This is a genomic window from Nostoc cf. commune SO-36, from assembly GCF_023734775.1.
Taxonomy (GTDB): domain Bacteria; phylum Cyanobacteriota; class Cyanobacteriia; order Cyanobacteriales; family Nostocaceae; genus Nostoc; species Nostoc commune_A.
This window is the reverse complement of the sequence record NZ_AP025732.1, coordinates 3,887,409-3,909,608: the sequence shown is the minus strand read 5'-3', so window position 1 is coordinate 3,909,608 and position 22,200 is coordinate 3,887,409. Positions and strand designations below refer to the sequence as shown.

17 protein-coding genes and 3 pseudogenes are annotated in these 22,200 nt (G+C 43.6%); 8 read left to right on the top strand and 12 right to left on the bottom strand.

Going from position 1 to position 22,200, the window contains the following annotated elements; genetic code table 11:
• Positions 1–44: 44 nt before the first annotated feature.
• The 3 genes and pseudogenes from ANSO36C_RS17550 to acpP form a co-directional block, all read right to left on the bottom strand.
• On the bottom strand, positions 45–263 hold the full coding sequence (locus tag ANSO36C_RS17550) for a hypothetical protein (RefSeq protein ID WP_251955579.1): 219 nt from the start codon (positions 261–263) through the stop codon (positions 45–47).
• A gap of 87 nt (positions 264–350) precedes the next feature.
• A pseudogene (fabF, locus tag ANSO36C_RS17545) lies at positions 351–1,603 on the bottom strand (beta-ketoacyl-ACP synthase II).
• Between the two features lie 366 nt (positions 1,604–1,969).
• On the bottom strand, positions 1,970–2,224 hold the full coding sequence (gene acpP / locus ANSO36C_RS17540; RefSeq protein ID WP_251955578.1) for an acyl carrier protein: 255 nt from the start codon (positions 2,222–2,224) through the stop codon (positions 1,970–1,972).
• A gap of 423 nt (positions 2,225–2,647) precedes the next feature.
• Here acpP and ANSO36C_RS17535 point away from each other — a divergent pair, with 423 nt between their 5' ends.
• Positions 2,648–3,553: a CoB--CoM heterodisulfide reductase iron-sulfur subunit B family protein gene (locus ANSO36C_RS17535; RefSeq protein WP_251955577.1), complete on the top strand. Its 906-nt coding sequence runs from the start codon at positions 2,648–2,650 to the stop codon at positions 3,551–3,553.
• Positions 3,554–3,584: 31 nt separating this feature from the next.
• On the opposite strand, the gene ANSO36C_RS17530 is transcribed toward ANSO36C_RS17535, so the two are convergent.
• From ANSO36C_RS17530 to ANSO36C_RS17510, 5 genes and pseudogenes are all read right to left on the bottom strand, one after another.
• On the bottom strand, positions 3,585–3,728 hold the full coding sequence (locus ANSO36C_RS17530) for a DUF928 domain-containing protein (RefSeq protein WP_251955576.1): 144 nt from the start codon (positions 3,726–3,728) through the stop codon (positions 3,585–3,587).
• Positions 3,729–3,824: 96 nt separating this feature from the next.
• Positions 3,825–4,885: pseudogene (lpxD, locus tag ANSO36C_RS17525) on the bottom strand (UDP-3-O-(3-hydroxymyristoyl)glucosamine N-acyltransferase).
• 146 nt (positions 4,886–5,031) lie between these two features.
• Positions 5,032–6,268, bottom strand: a pseudogene (locus ANSO36C_RS17520) (NAD(P)/FAD-dependent oxidoreductase).
• 51 nt (positions 6,269–6,319) lie between these two features.
• Positions 6,320–6,484, bottom strand: coding sequence for a rubredoxin (gene rd / locus ANSO36C_RS17515; RefSeq protein ID WP_251955575.1), 165 nt, complete (start codon positions 6,482–6,484; stop codon positions 6,320–6,322).
• A 123-nt stretch (positions 6,485–6,607) separates the two neighbouring features.
• Positions 6,608–6,802 carry a hypothetical protein gene (locus ANSO36C_RS17510; RefSeq protein WP_251955574.1) on the bottom strand — a complete coding sequence of 65 codons (195 nt, stop codon included), beginning with the start codon at positions 6,800–6,802 and terminating at the stop codon, positions 6,608–6,610.
• Between the two features lie 422 nt (positions 6,803–7,224).
• Between ANSO36C_RS17510 and ANSO36C_RS17505 the strand changes: the two genes are divergently transcribed.
• Positions 7,225–7,791 carry an SRPBCC family protein gene (locus tag ANSO36C_RS17505; RefSeq protein WP_251955573.1) on the top strand — a complete coding sequence of 189 codons (567 nt, stop codon included), beginning with the start codon at positions 7,225–7,227 and terminating at the stop codon, positions 7,789–7,791.
• 157 nt (positions 7,792–7,948) lie between these two features.
• Here the strand turns inward: ANSO36C_RS17505 and clpB are convergent, their stop codons facing one another.
• The gene (gene clpB, locus ANSO36C_RS17500) at positions 7,949–10,567 is read right to left on the bottom strand and encodes an ATP-dependent chaperone ClpB (RefSeq protein WP_251955572.1); all 2,619 of its coding nucleotides are present in this window, start codon (positions 10,565–10,567) and stop codon (positions 7,949–7,951) included.
• Positions 10,568–10,861: 294 nt separating this feature from the next.
• Complete coding sequence (locus tag ANSO36C_RS33920) at positions 10,862–10,990, bottom strand: hypothetical protein (protein ID WP_267145324.1); 129 nt, start codon at positions 10,988–10,990, stop codon at positions 10,862–10,864.
• Positions 10,991–11,197: 207 nt separating this feature from the next.
• On the opposite strand from ANSO36C_RS33920, the gene ANSO36C_RS33915 reads away from it, so the two are divergent.
• The 3 genes from ANSO36C_RS33915 to ANSO36C_RS17490 all read left to right on the top strand — a co-directional run bounded on the left by ANSO36C_RS33915 (position 11,198) and on the right by ANSO36C_RS17490 (position 16,534).
• Positions 11,198–11,326 (top strand): hypothetical protein, encoded by a 129-nt coding sequence (locus ANSO36C_RS33915; protein ID WP_267145323.1) that lies wholly within the window; start codon positions 11,198–11,200, stop codon positions 11,324–11,326.
• Between the two features lie 682 nt (positions 11,327–12,008).
• Positions 12,009–12,209, top strand: a complete 201-nt coding sequence (locus ANSO36C_RS17495; RefSeq protein WP_251955571.1) for a hypothetical protein — start codon at positions 12,009–12,011, stop codon at positions 12,207–12,209.
• A gap of 95 nt (positions 12,210–12,304) precedes the next feature.
• The gene (locus ANSO36C_RS17490) at positions 12,305–16,534 is read left to right on the top strand and encodes a chemotaxis protein CheB (protein ID WP_251955570.1); all 4,230 of its coding nucleotides are present in this window, start codon (positions 12,305–12,307) and stop codon (positions 16,532–16,534) included.
• Between the two features lie 318 nt (positions 16,535–16,852).
• Here ANSO36C_RS17490 and ANSO36C_RS17485 read toward each other — a convergent pair whose 3' ends face one another.
• On the bottom strand, positions 16,853–17,497 hold the full coding sequence (locus tag ANSO36C_RS17485; protein ID WP_251955569.1) for a DUF3318 domain-containing protein: 645 nt from the start codon (positions 17,495–17,497) through the stop codon (positions 16,853–16,855).
• A 77-nt stretch (positions 17,498–17,574) separates the two neighbouring features.
• On the bottom strand, positions 17,575–18,132 hold the full coding sequence (locus tag ANSO36C_RS17480) for a YbjN domain-containing protein (RefSeq protein ID WP_251955568.1): 558 nt from the start codon (positions 18,130–18,132) through the stop codon (positions 17,575–17,577).
• A 674-nt stretch (positions 18,133–18,806) separates the two neighbouring features.
• Between ANSO36C_RS17480 and ANSO36C_RS17475 the strand changes: the two genes are divergently transcribed.
• From ANSO36C_RS17475 to ANSO36C_RS17465, 3 genes are all read left to right on the top strand, one after another.
• Entirely contained in the window at positions 18,807–19,886 is a 1,080-nt protein-coding gene (locus tag ANSO36C_RS17475) for an amino acid ABC transporter substrate-binding protein (protein WP_251960358.1), read from the top strand.
• Between the two features lie 34 nt (positions 19,887–19,920).
• Complete coding sequence (locus ANSO36C_RS17470) at positions 19,921–20,847, top strand: amino acid ABC transporter permease (protein ID WP_251955567.1); 927 nt, start codon at positions 19,921–19,923, stop codon at positions 20,845–20,847.
• Between the two features lie 152 nt (positions 20,848–20,999).
• Positions 21,000–22,175 (top strand): amino acid ABC transporter permease, encoded by a 1,176-nt coding sequence (locus ANSO36C_RS17465; protein ID WP_251955566.1) that lies wholly within the window; start codon positions 21,000–21,002, stop codon positions 22,173–22,175.
• Positions 22,176–22,200: the final 25 nt, after the last annotated feature.

Below are 22,200 nucleotides of genomic sequence, written 5' to 3'. Positions count from 1 at the left end.
TTTTAACGACGGGTTAGCACTCTTGGTAGCTTCTCTTGCTGGGGTTATTTTAGATTCCCCACAGTATCCTCATCATCCCATTCCCGCTTGTGGATGGACAAGCGGGATCTCCTGAGTTTATGGTGATAAATCAAGCTGATAATTGGGTCATGTTGAACGCTTACTTTATATCGGAATGATATTTCTGATACTTTGGGCATTGGGCATTGGGCATTGGGCATGGGGCATTGGGCATTGGGCATGGGGCATTGGGCATTGGGCATGGGGCATTGGTTATTAATTCTTCCCTCACTCTCTCATCCCACTGCTCCCTGCTCCCCTGCCTCCTGCCTCTTGTTTAAACGTATTTCTTAAAAGGCCAGTGTGACATTATGACCGCCAAACCCAAAAGAATTGGATATTGCCCACCTGCAACATTTTTGAGCGCGGCTAGAGTTAGGCACGTAATCTAAGTCACACTCTGAGATCGGGACGTTTTCTAGATTTATTGTCGGTGGAATTTGGTCATTAGCCGATCGCCAGTACTGTTGCGACTTGCCTTTCAATACCTCCAGCAACCGCCCAATAAATGACCTGTCATCGATTTGGTAGAGCTAATTGCCACCTTATAGGCATGTTCTCCCAAGGCTTTTTTGATGGCTGAGGTTTCAGTTGAATCATTCGCTGGGGTACTAGTGCCGTGGGCGTTAATATAGCTAATCTGTTCGGGAGTTATACCGCCGTCCTTCAGGGCTAGTTCGATCGCTCTAGCGGCTCCGAGTCCACCGGGTACGGGAGAGGTGATATGGTAAGCGTCACAGGTCATACCATAGCCAATCATTTCGGCATAAATGTGAGCGCCGCGACTTAAGGCGTGTTGCAGTTTCTTCTAAAATTAAAATTCCTGAACCTTCACCCAAGACAAATCCGTTGCGATCGCGGTCAAAGGGACGGCAAGCATGAGCCGGATCATCATTGTTAAAAGAGAGGGCTTTGCAGGCGGCGAACCCAGCTATCGATAATGGTGTGACAGCTGACTCCGTTCCCCCGCAAATCATCGCTTGGGCATATCCCCCTTGAATTAAGCGAAAAGCATCGCCTACAGCGTTAGAGCCAGCAGCACAGGCAGTTACAGGGCAAGAGTTTGGCCCTTTAGCACCTGTATGAATTGCCGTTAGTCCTGCCGCCATATTGGCGATCATCATTGGGATCATGAATGGACTACAGCGATCGGGGCCACGGTTGAGGTAGATGGTTTGCTGGTCTTCTAATACCTTAATGCCACCAACGCCAGAACCGATCATCACACCTACTTGTTCTGCATTCAGGTCATTGATCACTAACTCCGCGTTAGCTAGAGCCTGTTTTGCTGCCGCAACCCCAAATTGAGAAAATCGATCCATGCGCTTGGCCTCTTTGCGCTCCAAGTAATCATGCGGATCGAAGTTTTTCACCTCACCAGCAATGCGGCAATCATGGCGAGACGCATCAAATAAAGTGATGTAGTCGATGCCATTGCGTCCACTCAATAATCCATTCCAATATTCTGTTGCTGTGTTACCTATAGGTGTAATCGCGCCAACACCAGTTACAACAACCTGCGTTTACGTGTATAATCTGTCATGATTCAGTTAAAAATGGCGAAAAAGCAGCAGGCGAAAAATTCGGGTGTTAGCGAGTAGTGTAATGTGAGCCCAGGGTGGTGTTAGGGGTTTCTGAGGCCACTTGCTCTCTTGTTTAAAGACACTATGCAAATATTTGAGAAAACCCCATTGCTTTTAGTGTCTTACGCCACTTGCTTCACTTGGGGACGGACCCCAAGACCGCAGTGGCTCTCCTTCTCCCCAAGGGAGAGGCTAGCGCCAAGGGAGAAGATCGCAATGGCTGCCCATGAGCGACTGACCTTAGCGACGTTAAAAGCGTTACCCTTGCGGTGACTAGGTACGGAGAAAATTTTCCCAATCCCTAATCTCCCATCCCCAATCCCTAATTAAGCTGATGCGGCAACTTTGTTATTGATGTAATCTACTGCGTCTTGAACGGATATAATCTGCTCGGCAGCTTCGTCAGGAATTTCGATATCAAATTCTTCTTCCAAAGCCATCACCAATTCAACGGTATCTAAAGAGTCTGCTCCTAGATCGTCCATAAACTTGGACTGGGGTGTGATTTTGGCAACGTCGTCAACACTCAATTGTTCGGCGACAATTTTTTTGACCTTATCAAAAAGTTCCGTTTGGCTCATAAGTAATAAAAGTCCTTAACCAGTTCTTAGGTTCTGCTCTTTATGGGAGACATTGTTTTGAGCATATACATCTTATCGTCAAGCGCGATCGCCAGTACACTGCTAAAGGTTTTTCTTCTAAAAAACTCCTGCCATTTCTAAAACGAATGGGGTAAGTTTTTTGGCAACACTTGGGCAGTAGAGGAGGTGACAGCATGGCCGATACCGTCTAAATGCTTTAGTTTTCCAATTATTGCTAAAATTTTTTACAATGTCTCTATCAGTATTTAAAGCCTTGCTAGCAATAAGAATATCTAGATGCTGCGGCTTTGAACCTAGACGGTTAAAGGATCGTTGAACATCAAACATCAGAACTTCGCTGCTAACAAGGGAATGATAAAACAGTTATTTTTAGAGCGATCGCTCTAACTCAAACATACCTCTATGCTACCTCACACGCTGAAATACGCTTACTTCCCCGGTTGTGTTGCTCAAGGCGCTTGTCGGGAACTTTACCAATCAACTCAAGCGCTTACCCAAGCACTGGGTATTGAATTGGTTGAACTTAAAAAAGCTGCTTGCTGCGGTTCTGGCACATTTAAAGAAGATTCGCAACTACTAGAAGATACAGTTAACGCCAGAAATATTGCTTTAGCAGAAGAATTAAATCTCCCCCTACTTACCCATTGCAGCACTTGTCAAGGTGTTATTGGTCATGTCAACGAACACCTGAAAGAATGTCAGACTTCTAATCCTGTCTATATTGAACAGGTTAATGGCTTACTGCATAAAGAAGGCTGTTCGCCTTATCGCGGCAGTACTGATGTGAAACATCTTCTCTACGCCTTGGTGACAGATTACGGTTTAGAGGAAATTACCAAACGTGTCACTCGGAAGTTAAGTGGATTAAAATGTGCGGCTTTTTATGGCTGTTATCTCCTGCGCGCCCAAAAATCTATGCCCTATGATGACCCCTTCCAACCGGAAGCGATGGAAAATATGTTTCAGGCGGTGGGTGCAACACCAATTTATTACCGAGGCCGGACACAATGTTGTGGTTGGCCGCTTTCTAGTTATGCCACTACCCAATCTTTTAAGATGGCGGGGATGCATATTCAGGATGCTTTAGCATCTGGTGCTGACTGTATAGTTACACCTTGTCCTTTGTGCCACTTAAATTTAGATTCGCGTCAGCCAGAAGTAGAAAAGGTGATTGAACAAAAGTTAGGTTTACCAGTATTGCATTTATCCCAGTTAATTGCTTTGGCACTTGGGGTTAGTCCAGAAGAACTGGGTTTAGAACGCCACGTTGTTTCTACAAAACCAGTGTTGGAAAAATTAGGATTTTAGTTTATTGAGTACAAGGGGCTTAAGTGTCAATTTAATGCAAAGTTGCACTAAATGAGTAAAACCAGAAAGTTGGATGAGAGTTAGTTGTTAATCCAAAGATTAATTCCGCATTGGGAAACTGATAAACCGGAACTAAGGCTGTTAGTTGCTTTTCTTGAGATATGTTTTCGTACATATAGTGTTAAATTATGGGATATCAAACCCCATAATTTAACCGTGCTTACATCCTCACGCCACTTGCGGGATGAGATTTTACGCACGATCAATAAAGTTAATCATTGCTATTTTTGAATTTACGTTGCAATTGTTTTAACGATTGATACATATCTGGCAGGCGACCATAAACAGCACATACCTTGAGATATAGTTTGTAAGGAAGGGCTGGAGTTCCGCAGACAATTTCTCCTGGTGCAACATCGCTGTGAATTCCAGCTTGAGCAGATGTCATCACCCCATCTCCTATTTTCACTTGATTGGCTATTCCTGTTTGTCCCGCTAAGATAACGCGATTTCCCAGTTGAACACCTCCCGCCATGCCAACGCTGACCTGCGATCGCACAACCAGCACCGATTTGGCAACCGTGAACCTATTTGCACTAAGTTATCAATTACTTGTATTGCGGCCTACCCCTTGTTTCTCCAACGGCTGGGCGATCAATCCCACTGTTGCAACCAACTTCTACCCCATCTTCTAAGACTGTGTAGCCAGATTGTTCCATTTTGAACCAGCCAGTCCGGGTAGGAACAACAACCAAAGCCTTCAGCACCAATCACAGCACCGACTGTGAATGACACAATCTGCACCGATGCGGGTGCGTTTCGTGGATGGTACAGTTGGCGTGTAAGGTGGTTGCGATCGCCAATTTTGGCATCTGGATAAACTACCACATTGGGATGAATAATTGCACCATTGCCAATTTCTACCCCTTGTTGAATCACAGCATGGGGGCCAATATAAACATCACTACCAACTTTTGCAGTGGAGTGAATCACAGCAGTGGGATGAATTTCTGGGGTAGGGCGATATGGTTGATAAAAAAGTGCGATCGCTTTGGCAAACAACAGTCGCGGTTCTGAAGATGCTATCCAGACAATACCCCTCTCTTGTGCAACCATTTGTAATTTTTCATCTTGGGGCAAAATTAAAGCACTAGCATTGGTCTTGCCGACAAAAGACCCAAATTTTGCCCCTTCTACGTAGCTGATTGTACCGTTGCTAGCTTCATCAATGGCTGCTACCCCTGTAATTTCTGGGTCTTGGTCTGGGTTGCTAGTCAGGCTATGATTAGTGGCCGCGTCACCAAATTGACGGAGGATTTCGCTGAATTTCATTGTTGGGTGTGTTCAAAATTGATCTACAATTGCAAGATAATTTTCCCTCTTTATGATCCTTTTATCGTTATAGTAGTCTGCTACATTACATCTGTTTTCAGGTAAATAGATATGCGGTAGGGGCGCAAGACCTTGCGCCCTTAGAACTAGTCATTAGTTGCCATTGCTAGCCCTGCTAAATACCCGGTTGTCCAAGCACTTTGGAAGTTAAACCCACCGGTAACACCATCAATATCTAAGATTTCTCCGGCAAAATAAAGACCAGGAACTAATCTACTTTCCATCGTCTTGAAGTTGACTTCTTTGAGGTTGACGCCGCCACAGGTAACAAATTCTTCTTTGAAAGCTCCTTTACCGTTGATTAAATATTGTCCCTGAGTAAGTTCTTGCACCAGTTGATTTAAGGTTTTACTAGATATTTCTGCCCAACGGTCTTCTGTGGTGATGCCTGCACGGGCAATGATATATTGCCAGAGACGATGAGGGAGATCAACGCCGCGATGCAATGCGATCGCTTTCTTTCCCCATTCATCTTTAACTGCTAAAACTTTTTCTCGCACTTGTTCTTGTGGCAAATCAGGTAGCCAATTAATCAATAACTTGGCTTGATAGCGGCTTTCGTGGAGAACTCTCGCACCCCAAGCAGAAAGCTTCAAAACAGCCGGGCCGCTCAAACCCCAGTGGGTAATTAACAATGGCCCAATTTGTTGTAATTGGGATTTTCCACCCGCAGATAACCGTAATTGGGCAGGATTAACGCTAACTCCAGCCAATTCCCGCAGACTTTTGATCGACAATGTTGAAGGTAAATAACGAGGGTACTGGTGGTTCAATTTGATGACCTAACTCTCGAAGAATTTTATAACCCACAAGACTGCTGCCGGTTGCAAAAAGTAAGCGATCGCATTTAATCGTCTCTCCCGACTTCAGAAGGATATCAAAACCCCCATCTGCGAGGGTTCTCACTGAAGTTACGTGTGTACCTAGACGGAGTTTTACCCCAGATTTCGCCACCACTTTAATCAGACATTCCACAATGGTTTCTGAAGTATTGGTGACGGGAAACATCCGGTTATCAGCTTCAGTTTTGAGATAGACTCCGTGAGTCGCAAACCAAGTTACTGTATCTTGAGGCCCAAACCGAGTTAAAGCACCCCGCAAAGCTTTTGCACCTCTGGGGTAATTTTGCACTAACTCCTCCGGCTCAAAACAAGCATGAGTCACGTTGCAGCGTCCGCCACCAGAAATTAGCACTTTCGCTAGGGGCTGGCGACTAGCTTCGAGTAAAGTAACTTGGGCATCAGGATTTGCTTTAGCACAAGCGATCGCGCCAAAAAATCCTGCTGCCCCACCCCCAATAACTACAATTTGTAACGGTAACAATTTCAAAAATGTCTCTTTTACAGCACCTACTTTCTAGGCTAGCTGTTATTTTCACTCTTCATCAGGTTCAAAGTCGTCTTTTGTCGCACCGCAAGTTGGACATGACCAATCTTCTGGGATATCTTCAAAGGCTGTTCCCGGTGCTATGTCACTATCTGGATCGCCTTGTTCTGGGTCATATATGTAGCTGCAAACAGTACATTTATACTTTGTCATGTTCGTTTCCCTTAATAATTTGAATTAGTTCGATATCATTAGTTTTTTTCGCCCAGGAGTGGCGCACTATATACCGAAAACTCTTGTATCTTAGACCAATGACCAATGACCAATGACAAATGACTAAAAACGCCACCATGTCCTTTGGGCGTAACTGATAATCCCGATCGCGATCGCCCCAAGTAACAATAGCCAAATTACTCCACCTGGAATAAAAGTAAGAATACCAAAGCCTCTGAGTACCCAAACGGCGACGCTAACGCCGAGAAGGATACCAAAAATCTGGATTAATCTACGATTTAAAGAAGATTGATTCACCTACTTTTCCTCTCAACTCAACAGACATTACATTTGATATTGATAATTAAGATATGAAGTTCTCATGAAGTTGCAGTTTCATCAGAAATAATACGTAAAAGTTTAGAGAAGCTATCCAAACGTTGGGTTAAAGTGCTTGATATTAGGTCGTGTTTGTGCCATTCTAGCGGCTAACAACGCAGTTTTTCATTTATAAATATTGCTTTGATAAAACTTACTTCAGTATTAATTGTATTAATTGTAATAAGAAACACAGTTTTTACAGTAAAGTAACTGAAATAATTAGCAAAAATCGCTGTTTCTGCAAAAGATAAGTATTAGACTGGAGCTAAAGTTTAAGGGGTTGGATCTTAAGCCAAGTTTTACAGCTTGTAGATTCAACTTCATTTAGGTGGATGAGTTGAGGAGTAACTTAAATCATTATGTCTGTATCTTATATATCAGACTCAATTATTGCAGGTTCAGATATGGCTTGGAATCAAGACAAGCAAAACTTGCTGGTACAGGGTGAAATTTTAGTAGAAACGCGATCGCACAAAAGGTGGGGTGGCGCAGTGACAGCCTGGATGTATGTGCCGATGGTGCGATCGCAAGTTTGGCAGCAATTAACTGATTACCCCCGGTGGGTGCAATATTTTCCCGATATCACTAAAAGCGAAATATTGCACAAAGGTGAAGTCAAACGCCTGTATCAAGCAGCACAAAAAGCCTTTTTCTTTTTCACGGCTCAAGTGGAAATTTACCTCAACGTTGTAGAAGTGCTGGGGCAACAAATCCAATTCCGCATGGTAAAAGGGACTTTTGAGGATTTTAACGCCAATTTAGAACTCAAAGATTGCGGTAACGGCACAATACTTGCTTATACTGTGCAAGCTACACCTCTGATTCCAATTCCATCAGTGTTCATTCAACAAGCAATGAACTTGGAGTTGCCTGCAAATATGCGTAAAATGCGACAAGTGATTTGTAAGGGACAGAATAATTCGTAATATCATGTCCGCTTGATTATCAGACCCACAGAACCCCACCCCGCCAAAGCTACGCTTTGTCTCCCCTCCCCGCAAGCGGGGAGGGGTTGGGGGTGGGGTGCAATGACTGTGGAAATCACAACTAAATTATACGGACATGATATGAGATGAGCTTCAATTAGCTGGTAAAGACCTCAGCAGGTAAGCGACTAAAAGAAAGACGCTCATTTTGCACATCTACAAAGATGGTGTCGCCGTTGTTGAATTCGCCGCGCAAGATGGCTTTGGCAATTTGAGTTTCTAACTCTCGCTGAATTGCCCGCTTCAGTGGACGTGCCCCATATACGGGGTCGTATCCTACTTCGGCTAAAAAGTCAAGTGCAGTATCCGAAAGCTTGAGGGATATTTTACGATCGCTAAGTCTTTGGCGCAGTCTCTCAACTTGCAACAGCACAATATGCCGCAATTCCTTCTTATCTAAACCGTGGAAGATGATAATTTCATCAATCCGGTTCAGAAACTCTGGACGGAAGCTATTTCGCATTGCTTCCATGACTCGGCGGCGCATTTCGTCGTAGTGGGCATTATCTCCGGCGATATCAAGAATGTACTGCGAACCGATGTTGCTGGTCATGATGATAATAGCGTTCTTGAAGTCTACTTTATGACCTTGGGCATCAGTGACGCGACCATCATCGAGAATTTGCAAGAAGATATTAAATACATCGGGGTGTGCTTTCTCGATTTCGTCGAAGAGAATCACTGAATAAGGACGGCGGCGAATCGCTTCTGTAAGTTGTCCGCCTTCTTCATAACCCACGTATCCTGGAGGCGCACCGATTAAGCGGGAGACGGCGTGTTTCTCCATGTACTCTGACATATCGATTCGTACTAGCGAATCTTCGCTATCGAACATAAACCCCGCCAGCGCTTTCGCCAACTCGGTTTTACCCACACCTGTCGGGCCAAGGAAAATAAAACTAGCGATAGGACGATTAGGATCGGCTAGTCCAGCGCGCGATCGCTGAATTGCATCGGCTACAGCTGTGACTGCTTCTTCTTGTCCAACTACGCGGCGGTGCAATTCATCTTCTAAATGCAGCAGTTTTTCTTTCTCAGATTCCACCAGCTTGCTGATGGGAATTCCTGTCCATTTAGAAATAATTTCGGCAATATCAGCTTCTGTGACTTCTTCTCGTAATAGTGATTTACCACTTCTTTGAGCGCTTGCCAATTCAGCTTCTACTGTTTCTAATTGACGGTGCAAACTGGTTAAATTGCCGTATTTCAACTCCGCAGCGCGGTTTAGATCATAGTCGCGTTCTGCTTGCTGAATCTCTAAGTTGACCCGTTCAATCTCTTTTTTAACAGACTGAATTTTGTCAATGATATCTTTTTCAGATTGCCATTGACTATTTAGGGTTCTTTGTTCTTCTTTGAGATCGGCAATTTCTTTTTCTAATTTTTCTAGACGTTCACGAGAAGCGGCATCGCTTTCTTTTTTCAGCGATAACTTCTCCATTTCCAATTGCAGAATCTTGCGATCGATTTCGTCGAGTTCTTCTGGTTTGGAGGTAATCTCCATTTTCAATCTGGCGGCGGCTTCGTCTACCAAGTCAATGGCTTTATCAGGGAGGAAGCGATCGCTAATATATCGACTCGACAATACGGCGGCTGCAACTAAAGCACTATCCGAAATCTTCACCCCGTGGTGGTTTTCATAACGTTCTCTCAACCCGCGCAAAATCGAAATACTATCTTCTACACTGGGTTGATCGACATAAACTTGCTGGAAGCGTCTTTCTAGTGCGGCATCCTTTTCGATATGTTTGCGGTATTCATCTAGAGTTGTCGCCCCAATACAGCGCAATTCGCCCCGCGCCAACATTGGTTTTAACAAGTTACCCGCATCCATTGCGCCTTGGGTTGCACCAGCGCCGACAACGGTGTGAATTTCATCAATAAATAAAACAATATTGCCGCCAGATTCAGTAACTTCTTTTAATACTGCTTTTAGGCGCTCCTCGAACTCACCGCGATATTTTGCGCCGGCGATCAACGCGCCCATATCGAGCGCCATCAGCTTCTTGTCTTTCAAGCTTTCAGGCACGTCGCCATTGACGATGCGCAGCGCAAGGCCCTCCGCGATCGCAGTTTTACCGACGCCTGGTTCACCGATTAGAACGGGGTTGTTCTTGGTACGGCGCGACAGGACCTGAATGGTGCGGCGAATCTCGTCGTCGCGACCGATGACAGGGTCGAGCTTGCCTTCGCGGGCTTCTTCCGTCAGGTCACGCGCGAACTTCTTCAGCGCATCGTATTTGCCTTCTGGATTTTGATCAGTCACTTTTTGACTCCCTCGAACTTGTTTAATAATATTTTTGAGTTTGCCTTCGTCTAAACCAAACTCTTGGAATAAAGCTTTGCCAAAGCGGTCATCTTTAGCGTAAGCCAACAATAAGTGTTCAATTGAAATATATTCGTCTTGAAACTCTTGGCGATATCCGTCTGCTCGATCTAGAAGTGTATCTAAGCTGCGTCCTAAGTAGACAGAACTGCTAGTACCGGATACTTTCGGCTGACGTTGAAAAAATTGTTCAGTGCGATCGCGCAGTTTTTGGAGGTTAACACCCGCCTTAGTGAGAATCCCTGTTGCTAGACCATCTTGTTCTAGCAGCGCTTTCATCAGGTGTTCGCTTTCTATTTGCTGTTGTTGATATTGTTTAACAATATCCGGGGTATGGGCGATCGCTTCCCAGGCTTTTTCTGTAAATTGGTTAGGATTAGTAGGTTGCATAGGCTTTTTCAGGAACGAACCATCTTAGACATCATAAAAGCGTAAAGCACTGCTGACCTCAGACCACGGCGGCTTTCTGTAGGTTAGACTCCAAGAAAAGGAAAGTTTTTGTTTTCATATCGTTATTGTAAGAACATGATGGCGATCGCCTAGATCGGTGTTCACGTCTTGTAAAAGTGGTATTTTCCCGTAGTTCCCATTTCTTATTTGTTATTCTCACTCATTGCACTTAACGCGATAGCTGAAGTTGCATCAAATGAAAATGATTAAATTTTCTACTTCGATATGCTGTAGTTAAGCTTGCAATCGCTCATGATATTGGTCATCTCTTTTGCCATCTTCAGGCGCAGTGTACACATACAGTAACTGAAATTTTGTGTTAACTAGTACCGAACGATAGAGAAATTCTACTTCGTTAGACATATTATTGACAGCATTAGTTATTGAGCATGGGAATAATTTAAATTTTTTATTCAGAGAAATTATTAGTAGTATTATACAAGTTATACAAGTTATACAACTTATACACTATTAAAACATTGATTGAAACATGAGCTTTAACAATAGGATGTTATAGTAAAAATTGTTAATGAAAACTATACATAGTAAGCTGTAGACTGGGCGGGCAGGATGCCCACCCCACAGCAATATTGGATAATTTATTTCTTGGAGTTCCCTAAACCGATAGTTGTTGATGATTTTGTTGCTGTACTTGGCATTTTAGCAATTGCTAATAATCCTTATCCTCATGCTAACTAGCTTTAATTAATATCTTAGATATATTAAGTTTCTGGGAATTAATACTATGGGTCATTTAAGGAGTTTTGTGAGGGGGATTTAGACTAGGGTGTTGACTTTGATGAAATTTGGGCGTTTTGACTTATACTTCATACTATTTATGTATCAGTTAAGAATATTTGTAGGTTGGGTTGAACGAAGTGAAACCCAACAAACCCCGCAAAATGTTGGGTTTCGTTCCTCAAACGCCACGTGCTACAAGTCGGCATAGCCGCCCAACGCAGTGCATTGGTGTCAACTTAAGTTCAAACGCTTATCCCACAAACGTTTTACCCCCCTTAATCCCCCCTTATAAAGGGGGGAAAAAAGAAATCTTGTTCCCTCCCCTTTATAAGGGGAGGGTTAGGGTGGGGTAACGAGGTGAGTGATGGGAAGCCAAAGAACTCAATATCAAGTTTTGACAAGCGTTTCACGTTAAGTTGACACCAATGAACGCAGTGGCTCCCCAACCTACACATTTTTATTTTTTGGGCTTAACCGAACTTGGCGTGCCGTAGGCAAGACTTGCTAACGTAATTGCGAATTGCGAATTGTTTTAAGACTCTTATTCTCCCCTTTTTTAAGGCTACGGTGTACACACAAGTCTTTTAAAGTTGCTACGAAACGTAGGGTGGGTTAATTTTTGTAGATCGATGCAACAAAGGTGCAAATTGATACAACAAAGGTGCGAATCGATACAACAAAGGTGCGAGTCGATGCAACAAAGGTGCAAATCGATGCATCAAAGGTGCAAGTTGATGCAACAAAGGTGCAAGTTGATGCATCAAAGGTGCAAGTTGATGCATCAAAGGTGCAGGGCGATGCATCAAAGGTGCAGATCAAGAGACTTGTGTGTACACCGTAGCTTTTTTAAAGAGGGTTAGAGGGGATCAAAAAATATTTGATACTTCTTAAACATCCTCTTAGTTGCTAAACCATTGCAGTGCTAAACTTTATCCTATGACATCCGAGCAACCCTCTGAACAACCTGTATCTGATACCGCTAATGAAGTGTTAGACGTAGAGCAACAAAACATTGCAAATGCTTTATTTCCCATCGTTGGCATTGCCGCCTCTGCGGGTGGATTAGAAGCATTTACGCAGTTGCTCAAACATTTGCTTACCGATACAGGGATGGCATTTGTGCTGATTCAACACTTAGACCCTAACCACAAGAGTCTATTGAGCGAGATTCTGGGAAGAGTAACTAAAATGCCCGTCAATGAAGTGAAAGACGGCGTGATTGTAGAACCGAACCAGGTCTATGTTATTCCGCCTAATACTAAGATGATGTTGTCTGGTGGAGTATTGCGACTCACGCCGCGAGAGAAAATTCAGGGTAAATATATGCCTGCTGATGCTTTCTTCACTTCATTGGCAGCAGAACAAGGGCACAAAGCGATCGCAGTGGTTTTATCGGGAGCGGATGGAGACGGTTCACTGGGGCTGAAGGCAATCAAGGCAGAGGGAGGCGTGACTTTTGCTCAGTGTGAAGACACAGCAAAATTCGATAGTATGCCCAATACTGCTGTTGCTACCGGGAATGTCGATTTTGTGCTGCCGCCGCAAAAAATTGCCGAGGAACTGGTAAACCTCAGTCACAATCCTTTTATTGCTGACTCATTGCCACCGATCGCAATTGAGAACTTGCCCGAACAGGGAGATGCCCTGACGACTATATTTATGTTGTTGCGATCGCAAACTGGCGTTGACTTCAGCCACTACAAGCCCAACACCATCGAGCGCCGAATCCAGCGCCGAATGCTGTTGTATAAACTAGAACGCTTGCAGGATTATGCCGAGTATTTGCAAAATAATCCGGGTGAAGTCAAGGCGCTCTATGAAGAAATTCTGATCCATGTAACCCATTTTTTCCGCGATTCCGAAGCATTTGAACTCTTGAAAGAGCGAGTCTTTCCTACCATCATCCAAAACAAATCAGCAAAGTTGCCGATTCGGATTTGGGTAGCTGGGTGTTCGACGGGCGAAGAAGTGTATTCCATCGCTATCTCCTTGCTGGAGTTTTTGTCAGATAAAGTAACCTCGCCGCCGATCCAAATTTTTGCCACAGACATCAGTGAAATAGCGATTGACAAAGCGAGATCGGGTATTTATGCAGAGAATCAAATGGTGGAAGTCTCACCAGAGAGCCGCCGCCGATTTTTTAATGCCCTTGAGGGCGGTGGATATCAAATTAACAAAGCTGTGCGCGAACTATGTGTGTTTGCTAGGCAAGACTTGGGTAGCGATCCCCCTTTTTCTGACTTAGATTTAATTAGCTGCCGGAATGTACTGATTTACTTGAACGAAACGTTGCAAAAACGGATATTGCCCATCTTTCATTACAGTCTTAACCCGACTGGCTTTTTGCTGCTAGGGACTTCAGAAAGCACAGGTAAATATTCGGACTTGTTTACTCTAATTGACAAAAAGTATAAAATCTATAGCAAAAACCTAACTGTAATTCGTCCAAGTTTTTCGTTCATTACCAGCAATTATCCTGTCGCAAAAGTGGACGAATCAAAGCTAACTAATGAGAATCCATCGGATGAGGTGGACTTAGAGAGAAAAACTGACCAACTAATCTTGAATCGCTATGCTCCAGTGGGTGTGGTGATTAATGACAAGATGGAGGTGCTGCAATTTCGGGGAGAAATCGATCTCTACCTCAAACTTGCACCTGGGAAACCGAGTCTTAACTTATTCAAAATGGTACGCCAAGGCTTGCTCATCGAGCTACGGGCGACAATTTATCAGGCACAACGACAAAAAATTCTAGTTAGAAGAGAAGGGTTACGAATTGAAGATGGTGATCTTTCAAAAATCATCAATCTTGAAGTGATTCCATTCAAGCCTGGGACTGACAAAGAACTCTACTTTCTGGTTTTATTTGAACAAGTGCCACCCACGGTTAATAATATCAACACAGTAAATCTTGAAAGTTTAGAGCAGCCAGACTTAGAGCGAGAGATTGTTCGGCTCAGGCAGGAACTTGCAACCGCCATCCAAGAGCGGGCTGCGACTCAAGAATATCTACAAGCGGTGATCCAAGAGCAGGAGGATATCAATCAAGACCTGAAAGTTGCCAATGAAGAAATCCTCTCCAGTAATGAAGAGTTGCAAAGCACCAATGAGGAGTTAGAAACTGCCAAAGAAGAGATTCAGGCAACCAACGAAGAACTCAACACAACCAATGAAGAATTTCGCTCTCGAAACCAGGAATTACACCTAGTTAACAACGATCTCACGAATTTGCTTGCCAGTATCAATATTCCCATTTTGATATTGACTTTGGACTTATGCATTCGACGTTTTACGCCAATGGCGCAGCGACTTTTCAATTTAATTCCCGCCGATACTGGACGACCTTTGAGCGACATCAGAGCTAATCTCGATGTTCCTGACTTAGAAACTCTAATTTTGGAGGTACTTGACACACTCAGCATCAAAGAATTAGAAGTCCAAACTCTGGGGGGACATTGGTATAACCTCCGCATCCGTCCTTATCGCACTACAGAAAACAAGATTGACGGTGTAGTGTTGGTGTTAATAGATATTGATGGTCTTAAACGCAGTGCAGTAACGTTAGAAGAAGCCCGGAATTACGCTGAAGCAATTGTGGAGACGGTACAAGTGCCGTTAATCGTCCTTGATTCTGATTTCCGGGTGAATAAAGCCAATCACTCGTTTTATGAAACATTTCAGGTTTCACCATTAGAGACAGCCGAATCTCTGATTTTTGAACTAGGGAATGGTCAATGGAACCTGCCCGGACTGCGATCGCTCTTAGAAGACATTCTTGCCAACAATACCTCTATTGAAAACTGGGAAGTAGAGCATAGTTTTGAGCGGATTGGGAAGAAAATCATGCTGCTCAATGGTTGGAAAATTATTCAACAGGGAGATGTCCAAAGGATTTTGCTGGCCATTGAAGATATTAGCGATCGCAAACAGTTTGAGTTAGAGCGATCCGATCTTCTGGCACAGGAGCAATCAGCCCGTCAACAGGCGGAAATTGCCAACCGAGCCAAAGATGAATTCCTCTCGAACCTCTCCCATGAACTTCGTAACCCGCTCAATACTATACTGGGCTGGGCGCAACTTTTCCGCACCCGCAATTTAGATTCTTTAGCGATCGCTCGTGCCTGGGAAGTGGTGGAGCGGAGTGCTAATTTACAGGCTCAGTTAATCGATGATATGCTCGATCTATCACGGATTACGAGTGGAAAGCTTCATTTAAACACTCGTCTAATCGATTTGGTTTCAGTAGTGAATGCCGCCATTGAGTCTATCGAATTTTCCGCAGAAGCGAAAAGCATTGAAATTGTTTCCGACTTGAACTCGGCGATGGTTGTCGGAGATTTTGATCGCTTACAGCAAGTTTTGTGGAATTTACTTTCTAACGCGATTAAGTTCACTCCAGATGGTGGGCGAGTGGGAATTATCCTCGAAGCTGTATATAGTCATGCTGAACTTCGAGTCTGCGACACAGGAGTTGGTATCCGGGCAGAGTTGCTGCCATACATTTTCGATCGCTTCCGCCAAGGAGATTCTAGCAGCAGCAAAACAACTCAGGGACTTGGATTAGGCTTGTCAATCGTCCGTCATATTGTAGAACTTCACGGTGGAACAGCTGAAGCGCAAAGTGCAGGCGAGGGACTAGGAACCACCATCCTCATCAGGCTGCCTCTGCGCTTAATGCCACCGGAGATTACACCGCCAACTGATTTAGAGCCGAGCCTTTTGTCGCAGACTCTAGACACATTCAATGGTCAAAATCCACCCCTTACCCTTGAAGGGTTATGCATTTTAGCTGTAGACGATCAAGCGGATAGCCGCGACTTAATTAGGTGGATGTTAGAAGACTTCGGGGCTGAAGTAGTAGTTGTTACATCGGCAAGGGAAGCGATGGCTGCTTTAACTGAATCTCCTAGCAAATATGATCTGCTTCTAGCAGATATTGGGATGCCAGAGGAAGATGGTTTTTCCCTGATTAGTCAGGTGAGAGCGCTTGCAGATGAAGCTGGGGGACAAATTCCAGCAGCAGCAATCACTGCCTATGCCACCGAACAAGAGCGGCAAAAGGCAATTGATGCTGGTTTCCAAATGCATCTAGCTAAACCGCTTGAACTGAATGAATTAGTATTGATGATTGCAAATTTGACTGGACGAGTTACAGATAATTCGTAATTCGTAATTCGTAATTGAGGTACAGACCAACTAATTTTAACGAACCGTATTGTGGCATAGCCAACGATCCGCAACCCCGGACGTAAATCATAACTAATTTAAGTAGTTTTGTGGGAGCATCCCAATTTTGCAAATTTACCAATTAGAACTAGTCATTGCGAATGGAGCGAAGCGGAATGAAGCAATCGCAAAGTCTAGCGGCTGCGATTGCTTCGCTTCATTTCATTACGCTCGCAATGACAAAATATGTTTTTACACATTTGGGATGCTCCCAGTTTTGTGGGGTGGACAATTTCCACCCCATCTAACTTATGGTTTCTAGAGTGCGCCCTCATCTGTAGTTTTAGATTTAGCTTTTGCCTTATTTGCACTGCGCTTGAGGGCAGAGAGTCTTGCTTCGTATTTCGACCGTTGACGCTTACTAGGGGTATTGTCAATCAGGGTTTTTAAGGCGCTGCCAAGGCTCTTGTAGGCATTGGGGAGGCTATAACCAAAACGAGTTGCCAAAGCGATCGCTTTTTCATCAGCATTGAGCAATTCTCTCAGCTGCTTTTCCCCACTATTCTTTTGGTACAGTCGCCAGCCTGACACGCCACAAAGCGACAAAGCTAACACCAGCAGCAATCCATCTTGTACCCACAATTCGCCGACAGCACCACCTAAACCGATGGCTAGTGCTGCCATTTCCCAACCATCTTTAGGAATTGTGTCATTTTGAACGCGGGCAACTTCATGCCAGAACAGCAGATTACGCTGATCCATTGCGAGGGCATCCCATTTCACCAAGTCAATTTGAATTTCTACTTGGTCTTTACCAATTTCTTCGCAACGAACCAGGGGTGGATTGACTTCAGTTGTGCCTTCAACCGTGACCCAGCTCTGTAATTCTGGCGGTAGTAAGCCTTTCAACCGCCGTAGTTCACTCATTTCCGCTTTAGCAGAGGAGGTTGCATAGGATGTCATAATATCCAGCCCCAGAAAATTTCAGTATATAGTGAGGGTATCACTTTGGAGTATAGCGATTTAAGTGATGATCCGTCTCACTCGCTGGGAAAACTTCCTCGCTTTTTTCGCGCTTCCATTGCCTTTTCTAGCAAATCTAACAATCCTGGCGCTTCTTCTTGGATACTGAGTAATAGTCTTTCCCCAAGTTCTATATTCCCCGGATCAAGACCTGTTGCCATAACTTCTTTTAAGCGAGGTATCGCCACACCATCCACAATCTGAATTAACCCACTCAGACAACGGTGAAATTGTCTTTCTGTGAGAATCGAGTCTTCTAGAGGAAACTCAATGATGGCACGGATTTCGCCATCGGATGGGTCATATTCCCATTGCAACATTTTGGTTTCCCAGGAAATGGCTAGCATTGTCTGTAGGATAACTCCCTTGTGAGGATGGTCTTGAATTCCTGACAGAACTTGAGGCGCAAATACCCGGAAAAATTTTCCCTCTTCATCCAACTGGACAACTATTAGGAAATCTTCTAAGTTATCAGCCTCCACGCCTGTTATAATTCGGTCTTCTTCATCATCAAAACGGTAGTCCCAACCAAGGTTGTCTAAATAATCGGCAATCTGTTTGAGGTTAGCTCCCATAAAAGCCTCATAAAGAACGTGGAGCAGTTGTTACCAGACCTAGTTTAACCTGCTAGGGGTATTTGTTTGGGTTGGTGTAGATACTTCCGATCGCATAAAAGTGTGCAATTAGGGAATTGGGCATGGGGCATTGGGCATGGTGCATTGGGTATGAAGATAGAAAAAACAGATGCTCATTCTGCACTGTGAATAATATGTCTTCAAAGACTCTTGCTCATTATTCAAGAAGTGATAATTACTTTTTTCAAAATATTAGTCAGTGAAGTACATATAGTGGTTTCCATTCAGATGTGGTACAACATTACATCACGAGGTGTAGGGGCACGGCACTGCCGTGCCCCTACGGGTATACCTCACGAAAACGAGAACCGCTATAACATTAACTCACTGAAATTTTAATCTTTTTTTAGAGGTTTCATGAATGTATTACTAAATCAAGTATAGTGGCAGGATTTTTAATCAAAGTTAAAAGCTGAAGCCAAGTTGAGATAATTTATGCAAGTATCTAAGGCTTTTAAAAATATAAGAAAAAACTTAAACTAGCACTTTTAAAAGCGGATAAACATAGCACATAGGCTGCTAAAGTTTTATATTACAAGCAACAAATTGTTTTCACTAAATGATTGTAGTGAGCAATGCATTTTTTATTGATTATCTAGTAAGTTATGAAGTTTATGCGTAACTCAGCTTTAATTCTAGCGATCGCACCTCTAGTATGCGCGATCGCGGCTTGTGGTGAAAATTCAGGACAAACAGCAAGTACATCGGGCACTCCAGGCAGTAATCCAGCAGTACCAGCAACTAGAAATCGCTGGGATAATATTAAAAGCCGTGGTCAGTTAATTTGCGGTGTCAGTGGTGAAGTACCAGGGTTCAGCTTTGTGGCAACCGATGGTAAGTATAGCGGCATTGATGTAGATATCTGTCGCGCGATCGCCGCAGCTTTATTTGACAACCCAGATGCAGTAGAATTTCGCAATCTCAATTCCAAAGAGCGGTTTACAGCTTTGCAAACTGGCGAAGTAGACATTCTCAGCCGCAATACTACCTGGACACTTAGCCGTGATACCTCTGTAGGTCTAGAATTTGCACCCGTGGTCTTTTATGACGGCCAAGCCATAATGGTTCGCAAAAGTAGCAACATTAAGTCCCTAGCAGACCTGAAGGATAAAGCAATCTGTGTTCAAACTGGCACTACTACCGAACAGAACTTAGCAGACCAAATGCGGAAAAGGGGCATCACTTACAAACCCGTTGTCTTTGAAGACGTTAACGTTACTTTTGCTACTTATGTAGAAGGTCGTTGCGACGGTATTACAGCTGATCGGTCAGCATTAGTTTCGCGTGGGACAATTTTACCCAAACCAGAAGATAACGTGATTCTCAATGAAGTTATATCTTCAGAACCCCTTGCACCAGCAGTTGCTAAAGGAGATATTAGGTGGGGAGACGCTGTTAAGTGGGTGGTTTATTCTCTGGTAAAAGCTGAAGAGTTGGGCATTACTTCCCAGAATGTTGGTCAGTTTGCTACTAGTACTGACCCAGATATTAAGCGCTTTTTAGGAACCGAAGGCAACCTTGGCGAAGGACTCGGCTTAACCAACGATTTTGCAGCCAGAATAATTAAGCACGTTGGTAACTATGCCGAAGTTTACGATCGCAACCTCGGCCCCAAGACAAAACTAAATCTAGCTCGTGGTCAAAATCAACTCTGGAGCAAAGGCGGACTGCTTTATTCTCCGCCGTTTCGGTAGAAGAGGGCAGAGGAGGCAAGGGGAGAAATAATAAATGACTAATTTAAAACCGTCTATATGGCGTGATGTTCGTTTTTGGCGCATTGCTTTACAACTCATTGCTGTATTTTTAGCAGCAGTTGTAGTAGTAATACTGTGGGGCAATCTCCAGCGCAATTTGCAGCAATTGGGTATTCTGTTTGGATTTGATTTTCTTAAGCAACAAGCATCTTTTGATATTGGCGAGACGGTGATTAGCTATAAACCCACTGACGCCTACAGTCATGCTTTGTGGGTGGGGTTAATTAACTCCTTGCGAGTAGCGATCGCCGGAATTTTTCTGACAACCATTGTCGGGGTAAGTGCTGGGATTGCCCGACTTTCTGACAACTGGCTGGTGCGAAATATTGCAATGGTTTATGTAGAGGTTTTCCGCAATACGCCTTTACTGCTGCAATTGCTGTTTTGGTATTTTGCTGTGTTTCTTAGTTTCCCGAAAACAGAAAATAAGATATCCCTTTGGGGCTTTGTTGGCATTAGTCAAAATGGTTTAGAACTTCCTTGGTTTACCCTATCACCAGAGTTTTCGACTTTGCTGTTGGGATTAACTTTTTACACAGGTGCGTTTATTGCGGAAATTGTCCGGGGTGGGATTCAATCAGTACCGAAAGGACAATGGGAAGCAGCGCGATCGCTAGGATTAAAACCAGGGTTAGTTATGCGATTGGTGGTTTTTCCCCAAGCCTTGCGGGTAATTATTCCACCGTTGACGAGTCAATATCTAAGTTTGACAAAAAATACCAGTTTAGCGATCGCGATCGGCTACCCCGATATTTATTTTGTCGCCTCCACCACCTTTAACCAAACAGGGAAAGCCGTAGAAGTGATATTACTGATTATGCTCACCTATCTCACTCTGAGTTTAACCATCTCTGTAGTCATGAATTTATTCAATCGCAGCGTGCAAATTCAAGAGAGATAATACGATTTTAGATTTTAGATTTTAGATTTTAGATTGTGTTTGCGTAGGGTGTCGTAGACAAAGATTAAGTGGTAATTGCTTTTTGCTTTTCATCTGTCGTAATCATATTTTAAATTGGTCTAATAGAGATATGGGGAGAATAAATAATTAATATGACAAGCAATCCAAAATCCAAAATCCAAAATCCAAAATTGTTGTGGTTGCGTAAAAACCTCTTCAGTACTTGGTACAACAGCTTGTTAACTGTTGTCTGTTTAGTGTTAATTTTTTGGATGCTGCGAGGAATTCTAACTTGGGCAACTACTCAAGCACAGTGGGCGGTAATTCAGGTTAACTTACGTTTATTTTTAGTTGGCAGATTTCCGCAAACGCTATATTGGCGAACTTGGATTGTGTTGGCGATCGCTTCGACTTTAGGCGCTATAACTGCGGGTGTATTCTTTGGTAAACAACAATTAACAAAACGTGGGATTGCTTTGTTTGCTTTTATCATCAGCGTTTCCTTAATTGTTTTACCATTAGACTTTACATCCCGCCTTTGGTTATTGTTAATTGCATTTTTAGCATTTGTAGGTTTTTGGCTGGGAGGGAAGTTTACTAAAGTACTATCTCCTTGGCTTTCTCCACTATGGTTATTGTCTTTCCCGGTAATTCTCTGGCTAATTGGCGGTGGATTCGGATTGCAATCTGTACCGACAAATTTATGGAACGGTTTACTACTTACCCTACTGATGGCAGCAGTCAGTATTGTACTTTCCTTTCCCATTGGGGTTTTACTGGCTTTAGGGCGCACAAGCAATTTACCCGTAGTCCGTTGGTTTTCCATCTTGTACATTGAAATTGTTAGGGGAGTACCACTGATTGGGATTTTGTTCCTAGCTCAGGTAATGCTTCCCTTATTTTTATCAGCAGACGTGCGTCTAGATCGGGTATTGCGAGCAATTGCTGGACTAGTATTATTTAGTGCCGCATACATGGCAGAAAACGTGCGCGGTGGACTGCAATCAATTCCTCGCGGGCAAATTGAAGCTGCAAAAGCGCTAGGATTAAATACAGGCTTGGTGGTTTTATTAATCGTTTTACCTCAAGCCTTGCGTAGTGTGATTCCTGCGATCGTTGGTCAGTTTATCGGTTTATTTAAAGACACTTCCCTCTTATCATTGGTAGGATTAGTGGAACTCACAGGTATTGCGCGTTCCATATTGGCACAACCACAATTTCTCGGACGCTATGCAGAAGTTTATCTATTTATTGGATTTATTTATTGGGTATTTTGTTACTCAATGTCCTTAGCTTCTCGGCGGTTAGAGAGACACATTAGTCATTAGTCATTAGTCATTAGTCATTTGTTAT